The sequence below is a fragment of the Dermabacter sp. HMSC06F07 genome, assembly GCF_001807345.1.
Taxonomy (GTDB): Bacteria; Actinomycetota; Actinomycetes; order Actinomycetales; family Dermabacteraceae; genus Dermabacter; species Dermabacter hominis.
Genome location: NZ_KV788584.1, coordinates 132504 through 149874, shown reverse-complemented (window position 1 = coordinate 149874; position 17371 = coordinate 132504). Strand labels below are relative to the sequence as shown.

Annotated in this window: 18 protein-coding genes; 4 read left to right on the top strand and 14 right to left on the bottom strand. The window is 63.6% G+C overall.

The window, feature by feature from the left end; genetic code table 11:
* The first annotated feature begins 10 nt into the window (after positions 1–10).
* From HMPREF3157_RS06050 to HMPREF3157_RS06040, 3 genes are read left to right on the top strand one after another with little or no spacing between them, the layout of a single operon-like run.
* Positions 11–1030: an ABC transporter permease gene (locus HMPREF3157_RS06050; RefSeq protein ID WP_070435815.1), complete on the top strand. Its 1020-nt coding sequence runs from the start codon at positions 11–13 to the stop codon at positions 1028–1030.
* Positions 1020–2201 carry an iron chelate uptake ABC transporter family permease subunit gene (locus HMPREF3157_RS06045; RefSeq protein WP_016662968.1) on the top strand — a complete coding sequence of 394 codons (1182 nt, stop codon included), beginning with the start codon at positions 1020–1022 and terminating at the stop codon, positions 2199–2201. Before HMPREF3157_RS06050 ends, HMPREF3157_RS06045 begins: the two co-directional genes overlap by 11 nt.
* Entirely contained in the window at positions 2198–2950 is a 753-nt protein-coding gene (locus HMPREF3157_RS06040) for an iron ABC transporter ATP-binding protein (RefSeq protein WP_016662969.1), read from the top strand. The genes HMPREF3157_RS06045 and HMPREF3157_RS06040 overlap by 4 nt, the downstream gene beginning before the upstream one ends.
* 101 nt (positions 2951–3051) lie before the next feature.
* Here the strand turns inward: HMPREF3157_RS06040 and HMPREF3157_RS06035 are convergent, their stop codons facing one another.
* From HMPREF3157_RS06035 to HMPREF3157_RS06020, 5 genes are read right to left on the bottom strand one after another with little or no spacing between them, the layout of a single operon-like run.
* A complete protein-coding gene (locus HMPREF3157_RS06035) occupies positions 3052–4425 on the bottom strand; it encodes an MFS transporter (protein ID WP_016662970.1) in 1374 nt (457 codons plus the stop codon).
* Positions 4426–4434: 9 nt separating this feature from the next.
* Positions 4435–5244 (bottom strand): SseB family protein, encoded by an 810-nt coding sequence (locus tag HMPREF3157_RS06030; RefSeq protein ID WP_070435814.1) that lies wholly within the window; start codon positions 5242–5244, stop codon positions 4435–4437.
* Positions 5241–6005: a HisA/HisF-related TIM barrel protein gene (locus HMPREF3157_RS06025; RefSeq protein WP_070435813.1), complete on the bottom strand. Its 765-nt coding sequence runs from the start codon at positions 6003–6005 to the stop codon at positions 5241–5243. Before HMPREF3157_RS06025 ends, HMPREF3157_RS06030 begins: the two co-directional genes overlap by 4 nt.
* Before the next feature lie 9 nt (positions 6006–6014).
* Entirely contained in the window at positions 6015–6173 is a 159-nt protein-coding gene (locus HMPREF3157_RS10545; RefSeq protein WP_016662973.1) for a hypothetical protein, read from the bottom strand.
* Entirely contained in the window at positions 6170–6928 is a 759-nt protein-coding gene (locus HMPREF3157_RS06020; RefSeq protein WP_016662974.1) for a hypothetical protein, read from the bottom strand. Before HMPREF3157_RS06020 ends, HMPREF3157_RS10545 begins: the two co-directional genes overlap by 4 nt.
* Positions 6929–7022: 94 nt before the next feature.
* Here HMPREF3157_RS06020 and HMPREF3157_RS06015 point away from each other — a divergent pair, with 94 nt between their 5' ends.
* Positions 7023–7412: a DUF3054 domain-containing protein gene (locus tag HMPREF3157_RS06015; RefSeq protein WP_016662975.1), complete on the top strand. Its 390-nt coding sequence runs from the start codon at positions 7023–7025 to the stop codon at positions 7410–7412.
* Between the two features lie 25 nt (positions 7413–7437).
* Here the strand turns inward: HMPREF3157_RS06015 and dnaE are convergent, their stop codons facing one another.
* The 9 genes from dnaE to HMPREF3157_RS05970 form a co-directional block, all read right to left on the bottom strand.
* Positions 7438–10989 carry a DNA polymerase III subunit alpha gene (dnaE, locus tag HMPREF3157_RS06010; RefSeq protein WP_070435812.1) on the bottom strand — a complete coding sequence of 1184 codons (3552 nt, stop codon included), beginning with the start codon at positions 10987–10989 and terminating at the stop codon, positions 7438–7440.
* Between the two features lie 66 nt (positions 10990–11055).
* The gene (locus HMPREF3157_RS06005; RefSeq protein WP_016662977.1) at positions 11056–11982 is read right to left on the bottom strand and encodes an RluA family pseudouridine synthase; all 927 of its coding nucleotides are present in this window, start codon (positions 11980–11982) and stop codon (positions 11056–11058) included.
* Positions 11979–12533: a signal peptidase II gene (gene lspA / locus HMPREF3157_RS06000; protein ID WP_197736220.1), complete on the bottom strand. Its 555-nt coding sequence runs from the start codon at positions 12531–12533 to the stop codon at positions 11979–11981. Before lspA ends, HMPREF3157_RS06005 begins: the two co-directional genes overlap by 4 nt.
* A complete protein-coding gene (locus tag HMPREF3157_RS05995; protein ID WP_070435811.1) occupies positions 12530–13201 on the bottom strand; it encodes a DivIVA domain-containing protein in 672 nt (223 codons plus the stop codon). Before HMPREF3157_RS05995 ends, lspA begins: the two co-directional genes overlap by 4 nt.
* A 99-nt stretch (positions 13202–13300) precedes the next feature.
* Positions 13301–13591, bottom strand: coding sequence for a YggT family protein (locus HMPREF3157_RS05990; RefSeq protein ID WP_016662980.1), 291 nt, complete (start codon positions 13589–13591; stop codon positions 13301–13303).
* A 2-nt stretch (positions 13592–13593) separates the two neighbouring features.
* On the bottom strand, positions 13594–14076 hold the full coding sequence (locus HMPREF3157_RS05985) for a cell division protein SepF (RefSeq protein ID WP_016662981.1): 483 nt from the start codon (positions 14074–14076) through the stop codon (positions 13594–13596).
* A 139-nt stretch (positions 14077–14215) separates the two neighbouring features.
* Positions 14216–14950 carry a peptidoglycan editing factor PgeF gene (gene pgeF / locus HMPREF3157_RS05980; protein WP_070435810.1) on the bottom strand — a complete coding sequence of 245 codons (735 nt, stop codon included), beginning with the start codon at positions 14948–14950 and terminating at the stop codon, positions 14216–14218.
* A gap of 3 nt (positions 14951–14953) precedes the next feature.
* Positions 14954–16210 carry a cell division protein FtsZ gene (gene ftsZ / locus HMPREF3157_RS05975; protein ID WP_040386615.1) on the bottom strand — a complete coding sequence of 419 codons (1257 nt, stop codon included), beginning with the start codon at positions 16208–16210 and terminating at the stop codon, positions 14954–14956.
* A 247-nt stretch (positions 16211–16457) separates the two neighbouring features.
* Entirely contained in the window at positions 16458–17156 is a 699-nt protein-coding gene (locus HMPREF3157_RS05970) for a cell division protein FtsQ/DivIB (protein WP_168161694.1), read from the bottom strand.
* Positions 17157–17371: the final 215 nt, after the last annotated feature.

Below are 17371 nucleotides of genomic sequence, written 5' to 3'. Positions count from 1 at the left end.
CCTCTTCCACATGAGCGCGAGCGAGACCTCCCACTCACGGACAGTCGCAACGCCCGCGAGCGCCACGTCGCTCGCGGGCCCTTGGCGCAACCGCGTCGCACTCATCTGTGCGATCGTCGCGACCCTCGCTCTTTTGGTGCTCTCCCTTTTCGTGGGCGTCTACGACATCACGGGCGGCGAGCGTGGCTGGGACATTTTCCTCATCACTCGCGTTCCGCGCACGCTCGCACTCGTCCTATCCGGCAGTGCGATGGCCTTGTGCGGCCTCATCATGCAGCTGCTCACGCAAAACAAGTTCGTTGAGCCGTCCACGACGGGGACAACCGAATGGGCGAGTCTCGGCCTGATCACCGTTATGATCCTCTTCCCCACGGCCGGCCTCGTCCCGCGCATGATCGGCGCGATTATGTTCGCGCTCATCGGCACGCTCGTGTTCTTCGCATTTCTCGAGCGCGTGAGCCTCAAGAGCTCTCTCATCGTGCCCATCGTCGGCATCATGCTAGGCGCTGTCGTCGGATCACTGACAACCTTTATTGCCCTCGAAACCGACACGCTGCAAAGCCTCGGCATCTGGTTCACGGGAAGTTTCACGGGTCTTGTCCGCGGCCGCTACGAGCTTCTCTTCCTCGTGCTCCTCGTTCTCGTCGCGGCGTTCATCGTCGCGGATCGCTTCACGGTCGCGGGCCTCGGCAAGGATGTCGCCACTAACGTGGGCCTCAACTATCGCGCCGTCGTTTTTCTCGGTGTCTTCCTCGTCGCAGTGGCCACCGGAATTGTCACCGTGATCGTGGGGCGCCTGCCCTTCCTCGGCCTCATCGTCCCGAACATGGTCTCAATGATCCGCGGAGACGATCTGCGCTCAAACCTTCCCTGGGTCATGCTGCTCGGGGTGTGGGTCGTGACGGTCTGCGACCTCATCGCACGCACGATCATCGCCCCATTCGAGATGCCCGTGAGCGTCGTGCTCGGCATCATCGGCGCGGCAGTTTTTCTCGCCCTTATCGTGAGGAGGAACCGTCGTGGACGATAGCACCCGCGAGCCCACCCTCCATCCGAGCGCGGCAACTCTCAAGGATCCCTCGCTCGCGACCGTCACCGACATTCGCGACGTCGAGAAAGCACAGGAGCAGCGCACACACAAGGGCATTCCCAATCTGCTGGCAACCGTCGGACCAGCGCGCGTAAGCGCGTGCGCTCCCGAACGGCACTCCGGTCCCTTCATCACCCGTTCCTCACGCACCCGATACGCGCTCCTGCTCGCGAGTCTCGCCACGATCGCGGTGCTGACGACCACCGGAATCTTGGCGTGGAACAACCCGCTGCCCTTCGGAAGCGAGGGTTTCTGGCGGATCGCGACGATGCGCGCGAGCGCGATCGTCGTCATGGCGGTGGTCGCCACGTGCCAGGCATTCGCCACCATCGCCTTCCAAACGGCGACGGCGAACCGCATCATCACGCCCTCGATCATGGGCTTCGAGTCGCTGTACGTCCTTTTGCACACGTCCGCGGTATTTTTCCTTGGCGCGGCGGGGATTACGCAGCTCACGGGTACCGGGCAGTTCTTCCTTATGGCGGCCCTCATGGTGGGCTTCTCCGGGCTCTTGTACGGCTGGCTGCTCAACTCAAAGACGGGCAGCATTCACGTCATGCTCCTCGTGGGAATCGTCCTCGGCGGCGGCCTGGGTTCGCTCTCAACGTTTATGCAGCGGCTGCTTGATCCGAGCGACTTCGACATCCTCACAACCCGCATGTTCGGCAATATCTCAAACGCCGAACTCACCCACCTCCCGTTCGTGATCCCGATTGTCGTGCTCACCGCAGCACTGTTGTTCGCTTACTCGCCTCGCCTCAACGTTCTCGCACTCGGGCGCGAAACGGCGACCAACCTCGGCGTTCACCACAAGCGCGCAACGATCCTCGTGCTTCTTCTCGTCTCGATTCTCATGGCGATGACGACCTCGCTCGTCGGCCCGATGACCTTCCTCGGCTTCCTCATCGCCGCCCTCACCTATCAGCTCACCGACACCTACGACCACCGGCTCCTGTTTCCCGCGGCAATCCTCATCGGCTACGACGTCATGACGCTCGCCTACTTCATCCTCCGGCACGTCTTTAACGCGCAGGGCGCGGTCACCGTCATCATCGAGCTCATTGGCGGGCTCGCGTTTTTGCTGTTCATTCTCCGAAAGGGGCGCCTGTGATTCGCGTAGAGAACCTCACGAAAAACTATGGGCAGGGCGTACAGATCGGTCCCGTCAACGTCGAGATTTCGAGCGGCCTCACCGCTCTCGTGGGCCCGAACGGCGCGGGCAAATCTACTCTCCTGACCATGATTGGCCGCCTGCTCGAGCCGGATTCGGGCACGATCACGATCGACGAGCGCGATATCGCTACGATGCCCTCGCGCGAGGTCTCGACGATGCTCGCGATCCTCCGCCAAGACAATCACTTCGTCACTCGCCTCACGGTGCGCCAGCTCGTCGCTTTTGGTCGCTTCCCGTATTCGCGTGGCCGGCTCACCGTCAAAGACGAGCGAATCGTGTCCGAAGCGATCGATTTCGTGAACCTCACGCCGCTCGAGAATCGCTTTCTCGACGAGCTTTCGGGAGGCCAGCGCCAGCGCGCATACGTCGCGATGGTGCTCGCGCAAGACACCGAATATCTGCTGCTCGATGAACCACTCAACAACCTCGACATGCAGCACAGCGTGCAAATGATGAAACAGCTTCGTCGCGCGAGCGACGAGCTGGGGCGCACGGTCGTGATCGTCGTGCACGACATCAACTTCGCGGCCCACTACGCGGACCACATCATCGCGATGAACGACGGCAAGGTCACCGTCCAGGGCTCACCCACCGAAATCGTGTGCGGCGAAACCCTCTCGCGCGTGTTCAAGACCGACGTCGACGTCGTTGACGGGCCGCGCGGGCCGCTCGCCGTCTACTTCTAAACCTGCCGCGCACGCCACCCGAGGGAGGAAATCCGGCGGGGCGGGCCGGGAATGAGGGCACGTCAGGCGGCTGCCCGAACCGTTCTGGGGCCGACGGTCACCTAGGCCGCCTCGATACCGAGTTCTTGTGCTGCGCGCGCCCTCACGCGCGAGCGGTGCACGCGCATGGCCACGAGCCCGCACACGGCGACGACGAGACCGAACGCACCCGCGGAAAAGAACGCCGCGCCGGCGCCACCCGCGTCGATGACGACGCCCACGATTGGGCTGCCAAGGCTCGAGCCGATCGTCATGGCACTACCGTGCCAGCCCATGGCCTCGCCGCGCGCAATCTCGGGAACGCGCCGCGAGATCGCTTCGCCCGTTGCGGCGATGCTCGGCGCGATCCCGAGCCCGGATATGAAGCACAGGATGAAGGCCGTGGGAAGGTTCGATACAAGCGCGATGGGCATGGTCACGATCGACAGCCAGAAGAGCACCCACAGCGGGTGAAGATCGTTTTTCATGGCACCGTAGGCGAGGCCACCGATCGCGCTGCCGAGGCACCAGATCGCGACGACGGGGCCGATGAAGTCTTTGTGATCGAGTTCTTCCATGAGGGCAACGATGCCCAAGTCCCCGGTGACGAGGATGACGCTGCCCACCGCCGTCGCGATGAGGATCGCGATGCCGCCGAGCGAGAGGAGTTGCCTGCGCGCGAGGGAGCGGGCTTCGTCGAGCGCTCGCGACGTTTCGGGAGAGGTCTCGTCGAGGTCGGCCTGGGACAGAGCAGTGATTTGACCGGTTTGTGTGTTCTCGAAGGCGATGCGCTCAGCGACCGCTGCGGGCGAGCGCTCGAGGCCGCTCTCGGCAACTTCGAGCGGCTCGGGCATACGTGTCGGCAGCACGATCTGCTCGCTCGAGAGGGGCGGGTCAACGATCATGAGCCCGATGCCGGCGATGACAACCGCGCCCCCGATCACCCACATCGCCACGTACGAGCCCCACGTGAAGACAAGGACGGTTCCCGCAGCCGGGCCGAGCATGAACACGAACTCGGTGATAACGGAGTCCAGAGCGAACGCGGATTTACGAATCTTTGCGGGGATGACAACCGAAAGGGAGGTACGCACGATCGAAAAGACCGGGATCGAAAACAGCCCCGCAACAAAGACCGCTGGGAGGAGAAGTCCGAACGGCAAAAACGGCGCGATCGCCCAAAAGACGAGGTTGACGATGATCGGCGGAATGAGGGTGCGCGCAAGCCCCTTCGTATCCATGAGCCGCCCTCGCCACGGCGCCGAGATCGCCGCACCAAGAGTCGAAGAGGTCACGACGAGACCGGCCATCATGTAATTCTGGCCGAGGCTCATGACGGTGTGGAGCGTCAGCACGAGACCCGTTGCAGAAAACGGGAAGCGTGCGAGGAACCCAAGGAGATAAATGGAGGGTGCCTTGGGAACCTGGAGAACCTCGCGGTACGTCGAAAGAGCCACCAGACGATCCTATCGCCGCGCCGGGACCACGGTGATTTTCAGGGAACTGACTCGCTCCGCGATGACCTGGGAGTGGGCGAGGTAGGTGCGGACCCGCGCCATGAGTGCATCGAGCTCTGCTTGCTCGAGGCCGGGAGTGAGGCCGAGCTTCAACTCGACTTCGCGCTCCTGTCCTGCCAGCACTTCGGCACCGTCAACTCCGTCGATGGCAGCCACGAGTGCCTCAACTTCGTCGAGCACCGTCGAGTCTTTGTACGGCGCGCACCAACGCCTGCCCTGCGCGATTGCCCACAGCGCCGATCGGCGAAGAACGAGCGGTGCGCCGTCGCGTCCGAGGTCGAGGGCGAGGCACGTGCATCCTTCCGCGACGGCCGACTGAGCTGCCTGTTCGAGCACCATCGGCACGGGTCGGGCCTCGGGGCTCCACGCGGATAGAGCCGCGACGCTTGTGAACACGGGAAGCGCCATCTGCCCATCGCGCAGTTGAAGCTTGAGCATAGCCATGTCGGAGGCGTTATCGGCGTGCAGCCCGCTCGCAGTTGTCGCGGTCTCGGTTGCGATCGCTTGGATTGGAATGAGCACACGAGTGCCGGCTAGGGCCTCAACGAGCTTTTCGCGTGTGGGGTCCTGCCCCGCATCGCACGCGTCGAGCGCCTTGGCGACGGCCTCTTTTCGCTCCCCCACATCACCGGGGAAGTGTGAGGGCGTGAGATCGCGCCCGTGCCACGGTGTTCCCGCGGTGTCCGCGCGCTGATCCTTCGTTGCGAAATGCGGGGGTAGCGTGCGCGCGACCTTGGGATCTTGTCTCCGAAGGCTCATTTTTTCCTTTCCGACGGTTGCTCGGCACCCTCGTTTTCGGCTCTCTGCACGCACGCGAGAGCCTCCGCGAGACCGAAGCGCCCTTCGAGGAGGGCGCGGCCCACGATGGCCCCTGCCACTCGGGTGTGGCCGGCAAGCAGCGCGAGGTCCTCGATGTCTTTCAGATCCGCGATTCCTCCCGATGCGATGAGTTCGGCGTCGGTCGCTCTCGAGACGCTCTCGAGGAGGGCAAGGGGCGGGCCTGCGAGAGCGCCGTCGCGATCGATCTCCGTGACGATAAGGCGAGCGCAGCCCGCGTCGTTGAGAAACGCGAGGATGTCCGTGAGCTCCCCGATGGGGTCCTCGCTTCCGCGAGGGTGAACGAGGGGTCCGCGCACGTCGACGCACACGGCGAGGCGATCTGCGTGCGCATGAATCGCCTCTCGCACAAAGCCACGGTCCGCGAGAGCGGAAGCGGAGAGATTGACGCGCGCACACCCGGTTGCGAGCGCCGTGGCGAGGGCATCGGGAGAGTCGATACCGCCCGAACACTGGGTGCGAACCCCGAGGTTCTGTGCGCCGCACACGATCTCGGCGAGCAGCGTGTCATTGCTCCCTGTCCCAAAAGCCCGATCGAGGTCAGCAAGGTGAATCCACATGGCACCGCTGCGCGCGAAGAGGCGGGCAGCCTCGGCTGGGTGCAGGCCGTCGTGCCCGCGCGGTGCGCGCGCGAGGGCGCCACCTGCGATGTCAATAGCGGGCAGAAGGGTGAGCTGAGACATGCTCCAGTCCTAGCCCATCCGGATACGCCAAAAGGCGACGAGAACGCACGCCAGGCCCGTAACTGCGAGCGCGATGACGGCGAGAACCGGCTTCTTTTGCTTCGTGAACGAGTAGGCGCCGCCGAGGAGAATCCCTCCGAAGGCAAGCATGACGTAGGCGAGAATCACTTGCGTCGCCCGCCCGCGATCCACTTAACCGCTTCGAGGCGGCTGATGCTCGAGGGATCGTACGTCTCCTCGAGATCCTCGAGCGCATCGACGCCGAGGAGAAGATCCTCGACCTCCCCCGCGAGCGCGCCGAGCACGAGTGCCGGTGAGGTCTCCCCTTCGTTGCGACCCGCGCGGTAGCGGAACGCAATCATTCGATCACCGCGGCGCCAAAACATCACGACGCCTTGGCGCTGAAGCCCGAGGGACACGAGGCGGGCAAGCGTGTGTGCCTCTTCCTCATCCACATGGCCCGTTAGGATCGCGCCCGTTTCCGCCTGCGCAGTGACGGCTCCCTCGGGAAACGGCGTGCGATCGTCTTCAGCGGCGAGCGCAAGACGCACCACGCCCGCAAGCGCCTTCGCCGACGCGAGTGGGGTTGCGACAATGGCGATCGGGGTGGGGGCTGCCGGGTCTTCGGCCGGCGCGGAATCATGGAGGGTCGAGAGATCGTCAGGAACCTCCACGTCATCGCCGCTTCCGCCGGGCGTCGCTGGAGTGGGGCCCGTGAGCGAGCCAGCGCTTCCCGGCGTGTTGGGTCCCGTTGGCTTGCGCAGACTGCCTGGAACCGCGTATCCGGTGGGTGGTTCATCCCCTGAGCCTAGGATCGAATCGTCGATGTCGATCCCCCGCATCATCGCCTCGAACTCGGCATCGATTTTCGCCTTATCGCGATCGCTCTCGCCGTTCTCGCCGTTGCTGGGGGTCGCGGTCATCGTGCGGGCCTTTCGTCGACGTCGGTGGGCGGGTCCGTCACCTTCACGGACCCTCACGTAATTTTACGCCCCGCCAAGGGGCTAGGGTGGCGGGGTGAGAAATTACTACAGGGCCCTCGCGGCCGACGCTTTCCTCGTTGTCCTCTTTTCCGTACTCGGAACTCTGAGCCACAACGGCGCGCTCACGCTCGTGAACCTTGCGCGTGTCGCGTGGCCATTCCTCGCGGGACTCGTGCTCGCCCACCTCGTGCTGCGCGCGTGGCGTGTCGAACCGTGGCGGCTGTGGCCCCACGGCGTGTTCATCGTTGCCATCACGGTCGTGACCGCGATGCTTCTGCGCACCCTCACGGGCGCGGGCACCGCGCTGCCGTTCGTTCTCGTCTCCTTCGCCGTCAACGCGCTCTTCCTCCTGGGCTGGCGTGTGATCGCGGGGCTTGTGACGCGACGGAAGCAGGCAGACGTCGGACACAGCTCCACGCACTAAACCCGCGGCCGCACCCCGAGCGCCCCTAGTTCAAGCACTGCGCGCCCAGCAAGGTCTTGAGGGAGGCAAAAAGGGCAGGCGAAGGCGCCACCGACAGTCGACGGTCCACGCGCATAAGCGTCGATCGGCCGGGCTCGGTAAGACGCAGACGCACTTCGCTCCCGCCCGGGTTGTCCTCGAGAATCCCGCGGAGCTGTTGGGCGACCTCGCTCGTCATGCGCGAATCGGGAACGGTGATCATCAGGGGACCGTCGGACATCGCCCCGGACGTGTCAAGCACCCGCATCTCCTGCACGCGCATCTCGGGTGAGCCCTTCGAGTTGTCGACGCGCCCCTTCATCGAGACAACGAGATCACCCGCGAGCTCCGTCGCAACTTGCTGATACGACTGCGGGAACATGAGACAGTCGATAGCGCCCTCGAGATCTTCGACGGTGACGATCGCCCACGTGTCGCCTTTCTTCGTGATCTTGCGCTGAATACTCGTGATGAGACCCGCGATCGTGACCATCCCAAGCGAGTCCGTATCCTCGGCTTCCGCGAGAGCTGTGATCGAATGCGAGCTCGCCTGCGCAATAACGTGCTCAAGGCCCTGAAGGGGATGATCGCTCACGTAGAGGCCAAGCATCTCGCGCTCAAACGCGAGCTTCTGCTTACGATCCCACTCGGGAAGCTCCGGAATCTGAATCGTCGCGGCGCTACCCGACGCATAGTCGTCGCCGAACATGCCGCCGCCGAAAAGGTCATCCTGCCCCTGAGCTTCCTTTCGTTTGACGTCCACGATGCCGTCAACCGCGTCCTCGTGCACGAGGACGAGCGAACGGCGGTTGTGACCGAGCGAGTCAAACGCGCCGCCCTTGATGAGCGAATCGATCGTGCGCTTGTTGCACACCGAAAGCGGAACCTTGTCGAGGAAGTCCGTGAATGACGTGAACTCGCCCTTCTCCTCACGCGTCTTGATGATCTCTTCGACGACGTGCGCGCCGACATTCTGAATCGCCGACAGCCCGAAGCGGATATCAGAACCGACGGCCGCGAAGTTCATGAGCGAGGAGTTCACGTCCGGCGGAAGCACGGTGATGTGCCGGTGGCGGCAATCGCCGAGGTAGAGGCCGAGCCGGTCGCGGTTGTTCTGGGTCGACGTGAGAAGCGCCGCCATGTATTCGGTGGGATAGTTTGCCTTGAGGTAGGCGGTCCAGTACGACACGACCCCGTACGCCGCCGAGTGCGACTTGTTGAACGCGTAGTCCGCGAAAGGAAGCAGCACATCCCACAGGGCCTGCACGGCGGAATCGCTATAGCCGTGGTCGAGCATGCCCTGGCGAAAGCCCACGTACTGCTTATCGAGTTCTGCCTTCTTCTTCTTGCCCATGGCTCGACGAAGAATGTCAGCTTGACCAAGCGTGAAGCCCGCGACTTTCTGCGCGGTCTGCATGACCTGCTCCTGGTACACGATCACGCCGTAGGTCTCGGCGAGAATGTCGTGAAGCGGCTCCTCGAGCTCCGGGTGGATCGGCGTGATCTCCTGGAGCCCGTTCTTCCTGAGCGCATAGTTCGTGTGCGAGTTCATGCCCATCGGGCCCGGACGATACAGGGCCGACACGGCGCTAATGTCGCCGAACTTATCGGGTTTCATCTGGCGAAGCAGGGAGCGCATGCCCGCACCATCGAGCTGGAAAACGCCGAGAGTATCGCCGCGTTGAAGCAGATCGAATGTCGCCGGATCTTCGAAGCCAAGGTGGTCAAGGTCGGGGACCTCTTTGCCGTTCGACTCGATGTTCTCAATCGCGTCGGAAATCACCGTAAGGTTACGCAGCCCAAGGAAGTCCATCTTGAGCAGGCCGAGGGTTTCACACGTCGGATAGTCGAACTGCGTGATGATCTGCCCATCGGAAGGGCGACGCATCATCGGGATGATGTCGGTGAGGGTCTCGCTCGACATGATCACCGCGCACGCGTGCACACCCCAGCCGCGCGTGAGGCCTTCGACGCCCTGCGCGATATCCATGACGCGCTGCCACGAAGGATTCTCGCGATACTGACGGCGGAAATCCTCAGCCTCCGCGTAGCGCTTATCGTTCTCGTCGAAGATGCCCTTGAGCGTGATGTCCTTGCCCATCACGGCGGGCGGAAGCGCCTTCGTCATCTGGTCGCCGAGCGCATACGGCTCGCCGAGCACGCGCGCCGAGTCCTTGATCGAGTTCTTCGTTTTCATCACGCCGTACGTAATGACCTGAGCGACCTTGTCGTCTCCATAGCGTTCGGTCACATACTCGAGCACCTCGCCGCGACGGCGATCGTCGAAGTCCACGTCGAAGTCGGGCATGGACACGCGATCCGGGTTGAGGAAGCGCTCGAAGAGAAGCCCGTGAGGAAGGGGGTCGAGATCGGTAATTCGCATCGCGTACGCCACCATCGAGCCCGCACCGGAGCCACGGCCCGGCCCCACGCGGATACCGCGTTCCTTCGCCCAGCGGATGAAGTCGGAGACGACGAGGAAGTATCCGGGAAAGCCCATGCGCGTGATGATGCCAACCTCGTAGTCGGCGCGTTCCTGCACTTCGTCGGGGATCCCGCTCGGGTACCGCTCGTGAAGACCCTTTTGGACTTCCTTCACGAACCAGGAGTGCTCGTCCTCTCCCTCGGGAACCGGGAAGCGCGGCATGTAGTTCGCGCCCTCCGCGGTCGTCGTGAACTGCACGTCGCACATTTCGGCGACCCGGAGAGTGTTATCGCACGCCTCGGGTAGCTCACGAAAAAGTTCGCGCATCTCACGTGCGCTCTTGAGGTAATAGCCCGAGCCATCAAACTTGAAGCGCCCCGGCGTATCGAACGTCGAGCCCGAGTTGATGCACAACAGGGCGTCCTGGATTTTCGCGTCATCTTCGTACACGTAATGCAGGTCGTTGGTGGCAAGAAGAGGCGCGCCAATCTTCTTCGACAGTTCGATGAGGTCTTTCGTGACGCGCCGCTCAAGCTCAAGACCGTGATCCATGAGCTCAACGAAGTAGTTCTCCTTGCCGAACATGTCCTGGTATTCGCCAGCGGCCTTGACGGCTTCGTCCCACTGCCCGAGGCGAATACGAGTCTGGATCTCACCGGATGGGCAGCCCGTGGAGGCGATCAGACCATCGGAATACTTCGAGAGAATCTCGCGGTCCATGCGGGGCCACTTGCCCATCTGGCCATCGAGCGAAGCGAAGCTCGCGAGCCGGAACAGATTGTGCATGCCCGCGGTCGTGCGGCTCAGGAGCGTGAGGTGGGTGTAGGCACCGCGCGCCGAAACGTCATCGCCGGCATCCTGCTGCGCCTTCGTGCCCCACTGCACGCGCGATCGATCGTGGCGGCTCGTTCCGGGCGTCACGTACGCCTCAACACCGACGATGGGCTTCACACCCGCGGCTACAGCGTTCTTGTAAAACTCGTAGGCACCAAACACGTACCCGTGGTCGGTGATCGCGATTGCCTTCTGGCCGGCTTCAGCGGCGGCGTTCACGAGCTTGCTGATCTTCGAGGCCCCATCGAGCATCGAGTAATCAGTGTGGACGTGAAGGTGAACGAAATCCTCTGAAGCCATGCCCACGATGGTAGTCGGCCGAGCGCAAATAGGCGGCCTCAGAAACCCGCACGTGCGATCCTGCTCTTAGCTTGAGCGCAACACTTCGAGCGCGTGCTCAAGATCCGTCGGGTACGGGGCCTCGAACGTCACGCGCGTATGCCTCGTGGGGTGCTCAAACGCGAGCGCTCGCGCGTGCAGCCACTGCCGCACGAGGCCAAGCTTCTCGGCCAGTTTCGGATCGGAACCATACTGCGGGTCTCCCGCAAGGGGATGCCCGGCGGCACTCATATGCACGCGGATTTGGTGGGTCCTGCCGGTCTCGAGTTTGATGTCGAGGAGGGAAGCGCCCGGGAACATCTCAATCACGTCGTAGTGTGTGACCGACGGCTTTCCGCTTGCCATAACGGCGAACTTGTAGTCGTGCTTCTGGCTGCGCCCGATAGGCGCGTCGATTGTGCCCTTCATGTTGTCGAAGTGCCCCTGGGCGAGAGCGTGGTAGCGCTTGTCGACGAGCCGATTGCGGAACGCGTTCTTCAAGACCGAGTAGGCGACTTCGCTCTTCGCAACAACCATGAGGCCGCTCGTGCCTACGTCGAGGCGAGAGACGATACCGCGACGCTCCTGCGCGCCGCTGGTCGTGATAGCCACGCCCGCGCCGAGCAGGCCGCCAAGAACGGTTGGGCCTTCCCACCCGACGCTCGGATGCGCGGCAACGCCCACGGGCTTATTGACCACAACGATGTCGGCATCCTCGAAGACGATGTCCATACCGTCCACCTTTTCGGGGGCAACATCGGCGATGTCGCGCACCTCGGGAAGCGCCACCGCGAGCTCCTGGCCCTCGCTCACGCGTTCCGAGCGAGCGGGGACCTCACCGTCGATGAGGACGTTGCCCGACTGCACGAGGTCCGCGACCTTCGTGCGCGAGAGCCCCAGGAGGCGGGAAAGAGCGACGTCGACGCGCTCCCCTTCGAGCCCACCGGGGACGAAGAAAAGTCGCTCGCCACTCACTCGCTCACCTCGACCTTCTCCCCCGCATCCAACGGGACGTTGACAAGGGTGAGGAGCACGAGCAGACCGGCTCCACTCGTGACGGCGATGTCCGCGACGTTAAAGATCGGCCAGTGCGGGAGCTCGAGGAAATCGACAACGTGACCGGTGAGCGGCCCCGGGTCCCGAAAGAGGCGATCGACGATGTTTCCGAGTGCGCCCCCGAGAAGAAGCGAGAGCGATATCGCCCACGCGCGCGAGCGCACGGAGCGGACGAGAACGAAGACAACGGCGAGCGCGATCCCGATCTGAACACCGGTGATGATCGGGGTGATCGAACCGCCGAGCCCGAAAGCAGCACCCGAGTTATAGATGAGGCGGAGTTTGAGGATGTCCCCGACGAGGGGCTGCGCGACGTTGTGCTCGAGGGTGTTTTCGGCCCACAGCTTCGACAGCTGGTCGAGCACAAAGACGATCGTGGCGATCGCGAACGCCACGATCAAGGTGGAACGGGCGGAAGCGCCGGCCGCACGTGCGGTTCCGGCGCTTCCCTTCATCGTGTTGCCGCTCACAGGCCGTAGTTGGCGGCCTTCTCCTGGCTTTCGCCAGTGTCGAGATCGCGAAGCTGGTTCTCGAGGTAGTTACGCAGGCGAGTGCGGTAGTCACGCTCGAAGGTGCGCAGCGATTCGATTTCCTTCTCAAGTTCGCTCTTGGTGCCTTCGAGGCGCTCAAGCGTGGTGCGCGAGGTCTCGTTGGCCTCGTTGATGATGCGCTCGTGCTCGGCGGTACCCTCGCTGATGAGACGATCGCGCTCGGCCTGACCGTTCGCGACGTGCTCGTCGTGGAGGCGCTGCGCGAGCGCGATGAGCTCAGAGGCGGAATCGGTTTCGCCAACGCGAGTCGCGCCTGCGGCCGCACCGGGAGCTACGGCAGCGACAGCGGTTTCGGTCTCCGGCTCGGTCGCGGGGGCCTCGGTCGGCTCATCGGCGCTTTCGGTTCCGACGGCTGCCGGTGCGACGGCACCGTCGCCTTCCTGGTTGACGCGGGCCTCGAGTTCGACAACGCGGCTCTGTGCTTCCTCGAGCTCGCGCTTCAGGCGGTCGTTTTCCTCGATGAGTTCACGAAGGCGGGGAATGACGTCGTCGTCGAGGTACTTGTCGACCTCGTCCATGTCGTAGCCCTCGGTAAAGCGCACGGGAGTAAAGCGCTTGTCTTCGAGATCCTTTGGCATAAGAGCCATGGGTTCCACCTCTTGTCGTTTGAACAGATGATGACCATTTAACTCTACCTGAGAGTGCGGGCGCACCCTGAAAACACGGATCGTTTCCCGCAGCTACGCTCACAGCACGAAGGGAGCGACGAGCATCGAGATGATCGAGCACGCAAAGAAGATCACGAGGACGCTCACATCGAGCGCTACATCACCGAGTCTCAGTGGCGGAATCACGGACCTCAGGGCCTTCACCGGAGGGTCCGTCACCGTATAGATCAACTCGCATACGACGAGCACAAAGCCGCGCGGCTTAAACGATCGCGCGTACGACTGGATCATCTCGAGGCCAATCCGCACGAGCAGAAGAATCGAGAAAACATACGCCGCGAGGTAGACGACAGAGGCGAGGATCGCCATGTTCAGCTCTGGTTGTAGAACGTGCCCTCGTCGGTGCGGGACTCACCCTCAACTTCGATGAACTCCGGCGATAGCAGGAACACCTTGGTGGTCACGCGCTCAATCGTGCCGCGAAGACCAAACACGAGGCCCGCCGAGAAGTCCACCATGCGCTTGGCGTCAGCTTCACTCATATCGGAGAGATTGAGGATAACGGGAACGCCATCGCGGAACGATTCACCGATGCTCTTGGCGTCGTTGTAGGAGCGGGGGTGAATCGTCGTGATGCGCTGCATGGTCTCCGGTGCGGCCGGCGCAAGCGAGACGCCAGTCTGGTGCGGACGAAGCGGGGTCACGTTTGCCTCCTGGACCTTGGGCTCCACGGTGCGCTCCGGGACACGCGCAGCGTGCGTGTCCTCGGCCGCGTAGCTCTGAGTGTCGTCGTAGTAGGTGTCCTGTTCTTCGGCGAGCCCAACGCTCACCATCAAGTTGCGCAATGCGCCCATCGAAGTTCTCCCTATAAAGAAGCCGGTTGTTCGCCCCTGGGGAAGCACGGGAGTGCGGGGTCTTTCTTGAAACTACCGCAGGAAACCCTGGCGCCGCGGAATTTACACGCGTGTCGCACGTTGCGCTTAGGCGCGATTCTCACACGGCCCGGGGGCTTCGCGTAATGACGCCCGCAAAGCGCCCGGTTCGTGGATCACGGCGGTAGGAAAAGAGTTCTTCGCTTTCAAGCGTGCACCGCTCGAGAACCTCGATCCCCTCGGCCGCAAGACCCGCGTCACGCAGCGCGGCGACAGCACCGGCTGGCAGGTCGAGCGCCGGGGTATTCCACGACGTGCGCGAGGCTAGCGCAGGCTGAATCTCGACCGATTCCCGGAACATCGGCTCGGGAACCTCGTAGCATCGTCCGCACACCGACGGGCCGATAAGTGCGCGGATATTCGCGGGGCGTGCACCGAGGCCCACCATCGCCTCAACACTCGCACCGAGGACTCCGCCGAGAAGGCCGCGGCGCCCCGCATGGGCTGCAGCGATCACGCCACGCTGTTCATCGGCGAGCAGCACCGGAACGCAATCGGCGACCATGATCGCAAGGGCGACGTCGGAACGGTCCGTCACGAGCGCATCCGCGACGTGCGCCCGCTCCCGCATGGCATGGACGTCCCGCTCGCTGCGCACGATAGCGACGTCCGCGGAATGCACTTGTTCGACGAAAACGAGAGGCACCCCGAGTTCGCGCTCCAGAACCTCCCGACGCGCACGCACCTTATTCGGGTCATCGCCTACATGCAGCGCAAGGTTGCCTTCAGCAACGCCCGTGAAAAGGGCGCGGGCCCCCGACAAGTCGAAGGCCCGCGCACATGATTCGCTGCTCATGGTTCAGCGAAGGAACTGGGGAATATCGAGGTCGTCGTCCGGGTTCGAATCCTGCTGGATCGAGGGAACGTTGGGCACCTGCGGCCGTTCAACCTGGACTGCGCCTTCCGCCTCAGCTGGATCCTGCTGCGCACCCTGAGCCTGTTCGGTATTGACCTGCGGCGAGCGAGCCGGGATGTAGCCCTGGCCCTGCGCGGGAGCCGACACCCAGTCGCGGCTCGAGCTTTGCTGCTCGGGCTGGGCAGGGGCGGCCTGCGGGGCGCTATTCGGCACCCCCTGCTGCTTCTGCTGCGCGGCATCCTCTGCGCGCTCGGGCTTCGGGTCGAAACCAGCGGCGATCACGGTCACGCGCACTTCGTCGCCGAGGGCATCATCGATGGCGGTACCGAAGATGATGTTCGCGCTCGGGTGAGCGGCTTCCTGGATGAGGCGCGCGGCATCCGACACTTCGACGAGGCCGAGATCGCTGCCACCCTGAACCGACAGGAGCACGCCGTAGGCGCCGTCGATCGACGCTTCGAGCAAGGGGCTCGAAACCGCGAGTTCAGCGGCCTGGAGGGCACGGTCGTCACCGCTCGCGGTGCCGATGCCCATGAGCGCAGTGCCGGCATCCTTCATCACGCTCTTGACGTCAGCGAAGTCGAGGTTGATGAGGCCCGGGGTGGTAATGAGGTCAGTAATGCCCTGCACGCCCTGAAGGAGAACCTGATCGGCGAGCTTGAACGCGTCGATCATCGACACCTTGACATCGGCAAGTTGGAGCAGCTTGTCGTTCGGGATGGTGATGAGGGTGTCGACCTCAGCCTGGAGAGCATCGATGCCCGAATCGGCCTGGGTCGAGCGGCGGCGGCCCTCGAACGTAAACGGACGCGTCACCACGCCGATTGTGAGAGCACCGAGCGAGCGGGCAATCTTCGCGACGACAGGCGCGCCGCCCGTTCCGGTGCCGCCACCTTCACCAGCGGTCACGAACACCATGTCGGCGCCTTCGAGCGCCTCGGCGATCTCGTCGTTGTGATCTTCGGCAGCCTTGCGCCCGACCTCCGGGTCAGCGCCGGCGCCGAGGCCGCGGGTCAGTTCCTTGCCAACATCGAGCTTGACGTCGGCATCCGACATGAGCAGCGCCTGGGCATCGGTGTTAATGGCAATGAACTCGACGCCCTTGAGGCCGGACTCAATCATCCGGTTCACGGCGTTGACGCCGCCGCCGCCGACACCGACGACCTTAATGACTGCGAGGTAGTTCTGCGATCCGTCCACGTGGATGTCCTTGCTTTCGTTGCTCCAGCTCCACCCCATCACACTGCCTAGTGGGCCTCCCGCGCCCGGCGCGGACAGGACAGAAGAGACATGGAGTGGCACATTTGTCTCGTACTCGACGCTATTGCCTGACAGGCGTCTAGGGCAACATTGTCGGGCGCGTGTCTTACACGAATGTCATTTTCTCGTCACAGCCTCCACGGAACGTGGGAACGACGCGCGCGTAGTTGGGCGTACGTGCTTCCCTTTAGCGAATCGTCGGGGCCTCCGGCGAAGAGACGTCAATCACCGCGCCAGGCTGGCTGAGAAGTGCCTCGAGCACCTTCGCTTTGAGCTCGGAATCCTCGGGGCCTCCCCACACGACCGTGCGAGGGCCCGCTTCCGTGGAAACTTCGAGTGTCACGTTCGACGGCGCGCTCGCCGTGGCCTTCGTGAGGGCGGCACGCAAATTCGGCGGGAGTACGCGCACGATCTCGAGGAGGGCCGCTTCGGTCGCCTTCGTATTCGCCGATGCCGGATCGACAACAAGGTGCGGCAGATCCGCCGGGTTCGCCGCAGTCGAGGGAAGCGCGGTGCCCGAGCCATCCACGAGCACGCTGCGGCCGCCCGAATCGAGGTTGGCGATCGCGGTCCGCTCCGTGACGACGACGCGAATCGTGCTCGGCCAGTGACGCGATGCCTTCGCCTCCTTGACCCCTGGAACAGCGGCGAGGTCCTTTTCGAGAGAGTCGAGGTCGGCAAAGGCGAGAGCCTGACCCTCACGGGCGCTCCCAATCTGTTCCAGGGCGCTCGCATCGACGTACGTTGCGCCAGCCACGCGCACCTCGGAAACCTTGAGCTGCGGGAGAAAGGCCAGGGCGAGCAACGCGAGAACGACAAGCGCCACAATCGTGCCGACGGTGAGAGTAAGCCAGTGCCGGCCCTGCTGCCACGGCTTCCTCCGCACGCGACTCGTGAACCTCTCCCTTGCATCGACAATCGGCCCGTCCGAGGGTCTCGTTCGGGAAGGCGCGTGGGCACCAACGGGAGTCTTTTTTTTCTTCCGACGGTTGCCGAGCGCACGCCAGGGCTTTGGGACTTGGCTGCTCTTTGCCTTCTTATCCCCCGCGCGTTCGGGATTCACGGGCGGACGAGGGTGTGCACCCGAGCGAGGCTTTGCCA

Coding starts and splice junctions, on each gene's coding strand:
- HMPREF3157_RS06050 (WP_070435815.1), top strand. CDS start 11: ATGAGCGCGAGCGAGACCTCCCACTCACGGACAGTCGCAACGCCCGCG.
- HMPREF3157_RS06030 (WP_070435814.1), bottom strand. CDS start 5,244: ATGAGCCTTCGGAGACAAGATCCCAAGGTCGCGCGCACGCTACCCCCG.
- HMPREF3157_RS06025 (WP_070435813.1), bottom strand. CDS start 6,005: ATGTCTCAGCTCACCCTTCTGCCCGCTATTGACATCGCAGGTGGCGCC.
- HMPREF3157_RS06020 (WP_016662974.1), bottom strand. CDS start 6,928: ATGACCGCGACCCCCAGCAACGGCGAGAACGGCGAGAGCGATCGCGAT.
- dnaE (WP_070435812.1), bottom strand. CDS start 10,989: ATGGCTTCAGAGGATTTCGTTCACCTTCACGTCCACACTGATTACTCG.
- HMPREF3157_RS05995 (WP_070435811.1), bottom strand. CDS start 13,201: ATGGCTCTTATGCCAAAGGATCTCGAAGACAAGCGCTTTACTCCCGTG.
- HMPREF3157_RS05990 (WP_016662980.1), bottom strand. CDS start 13,591: ATGGCGATCCTCGCCTCTGTCGTCTACCTCGCGGCGTATGTTTTCTCG.
- HMPREF3157_RS05985 (WP_016662981.1), bottom strand. CDS start 14,076: ATGGGCGCATTGCGCAACTTGATGGTGAGCGTTGGGCTCGCCGAAGAA.
- pgeF (WP_070435810.1), bottom strand. CDS start 14,950: ATGAGCAGCGAATCATGTGCGCGGGCCTTCGACTTGTCGGGGGCCCGC.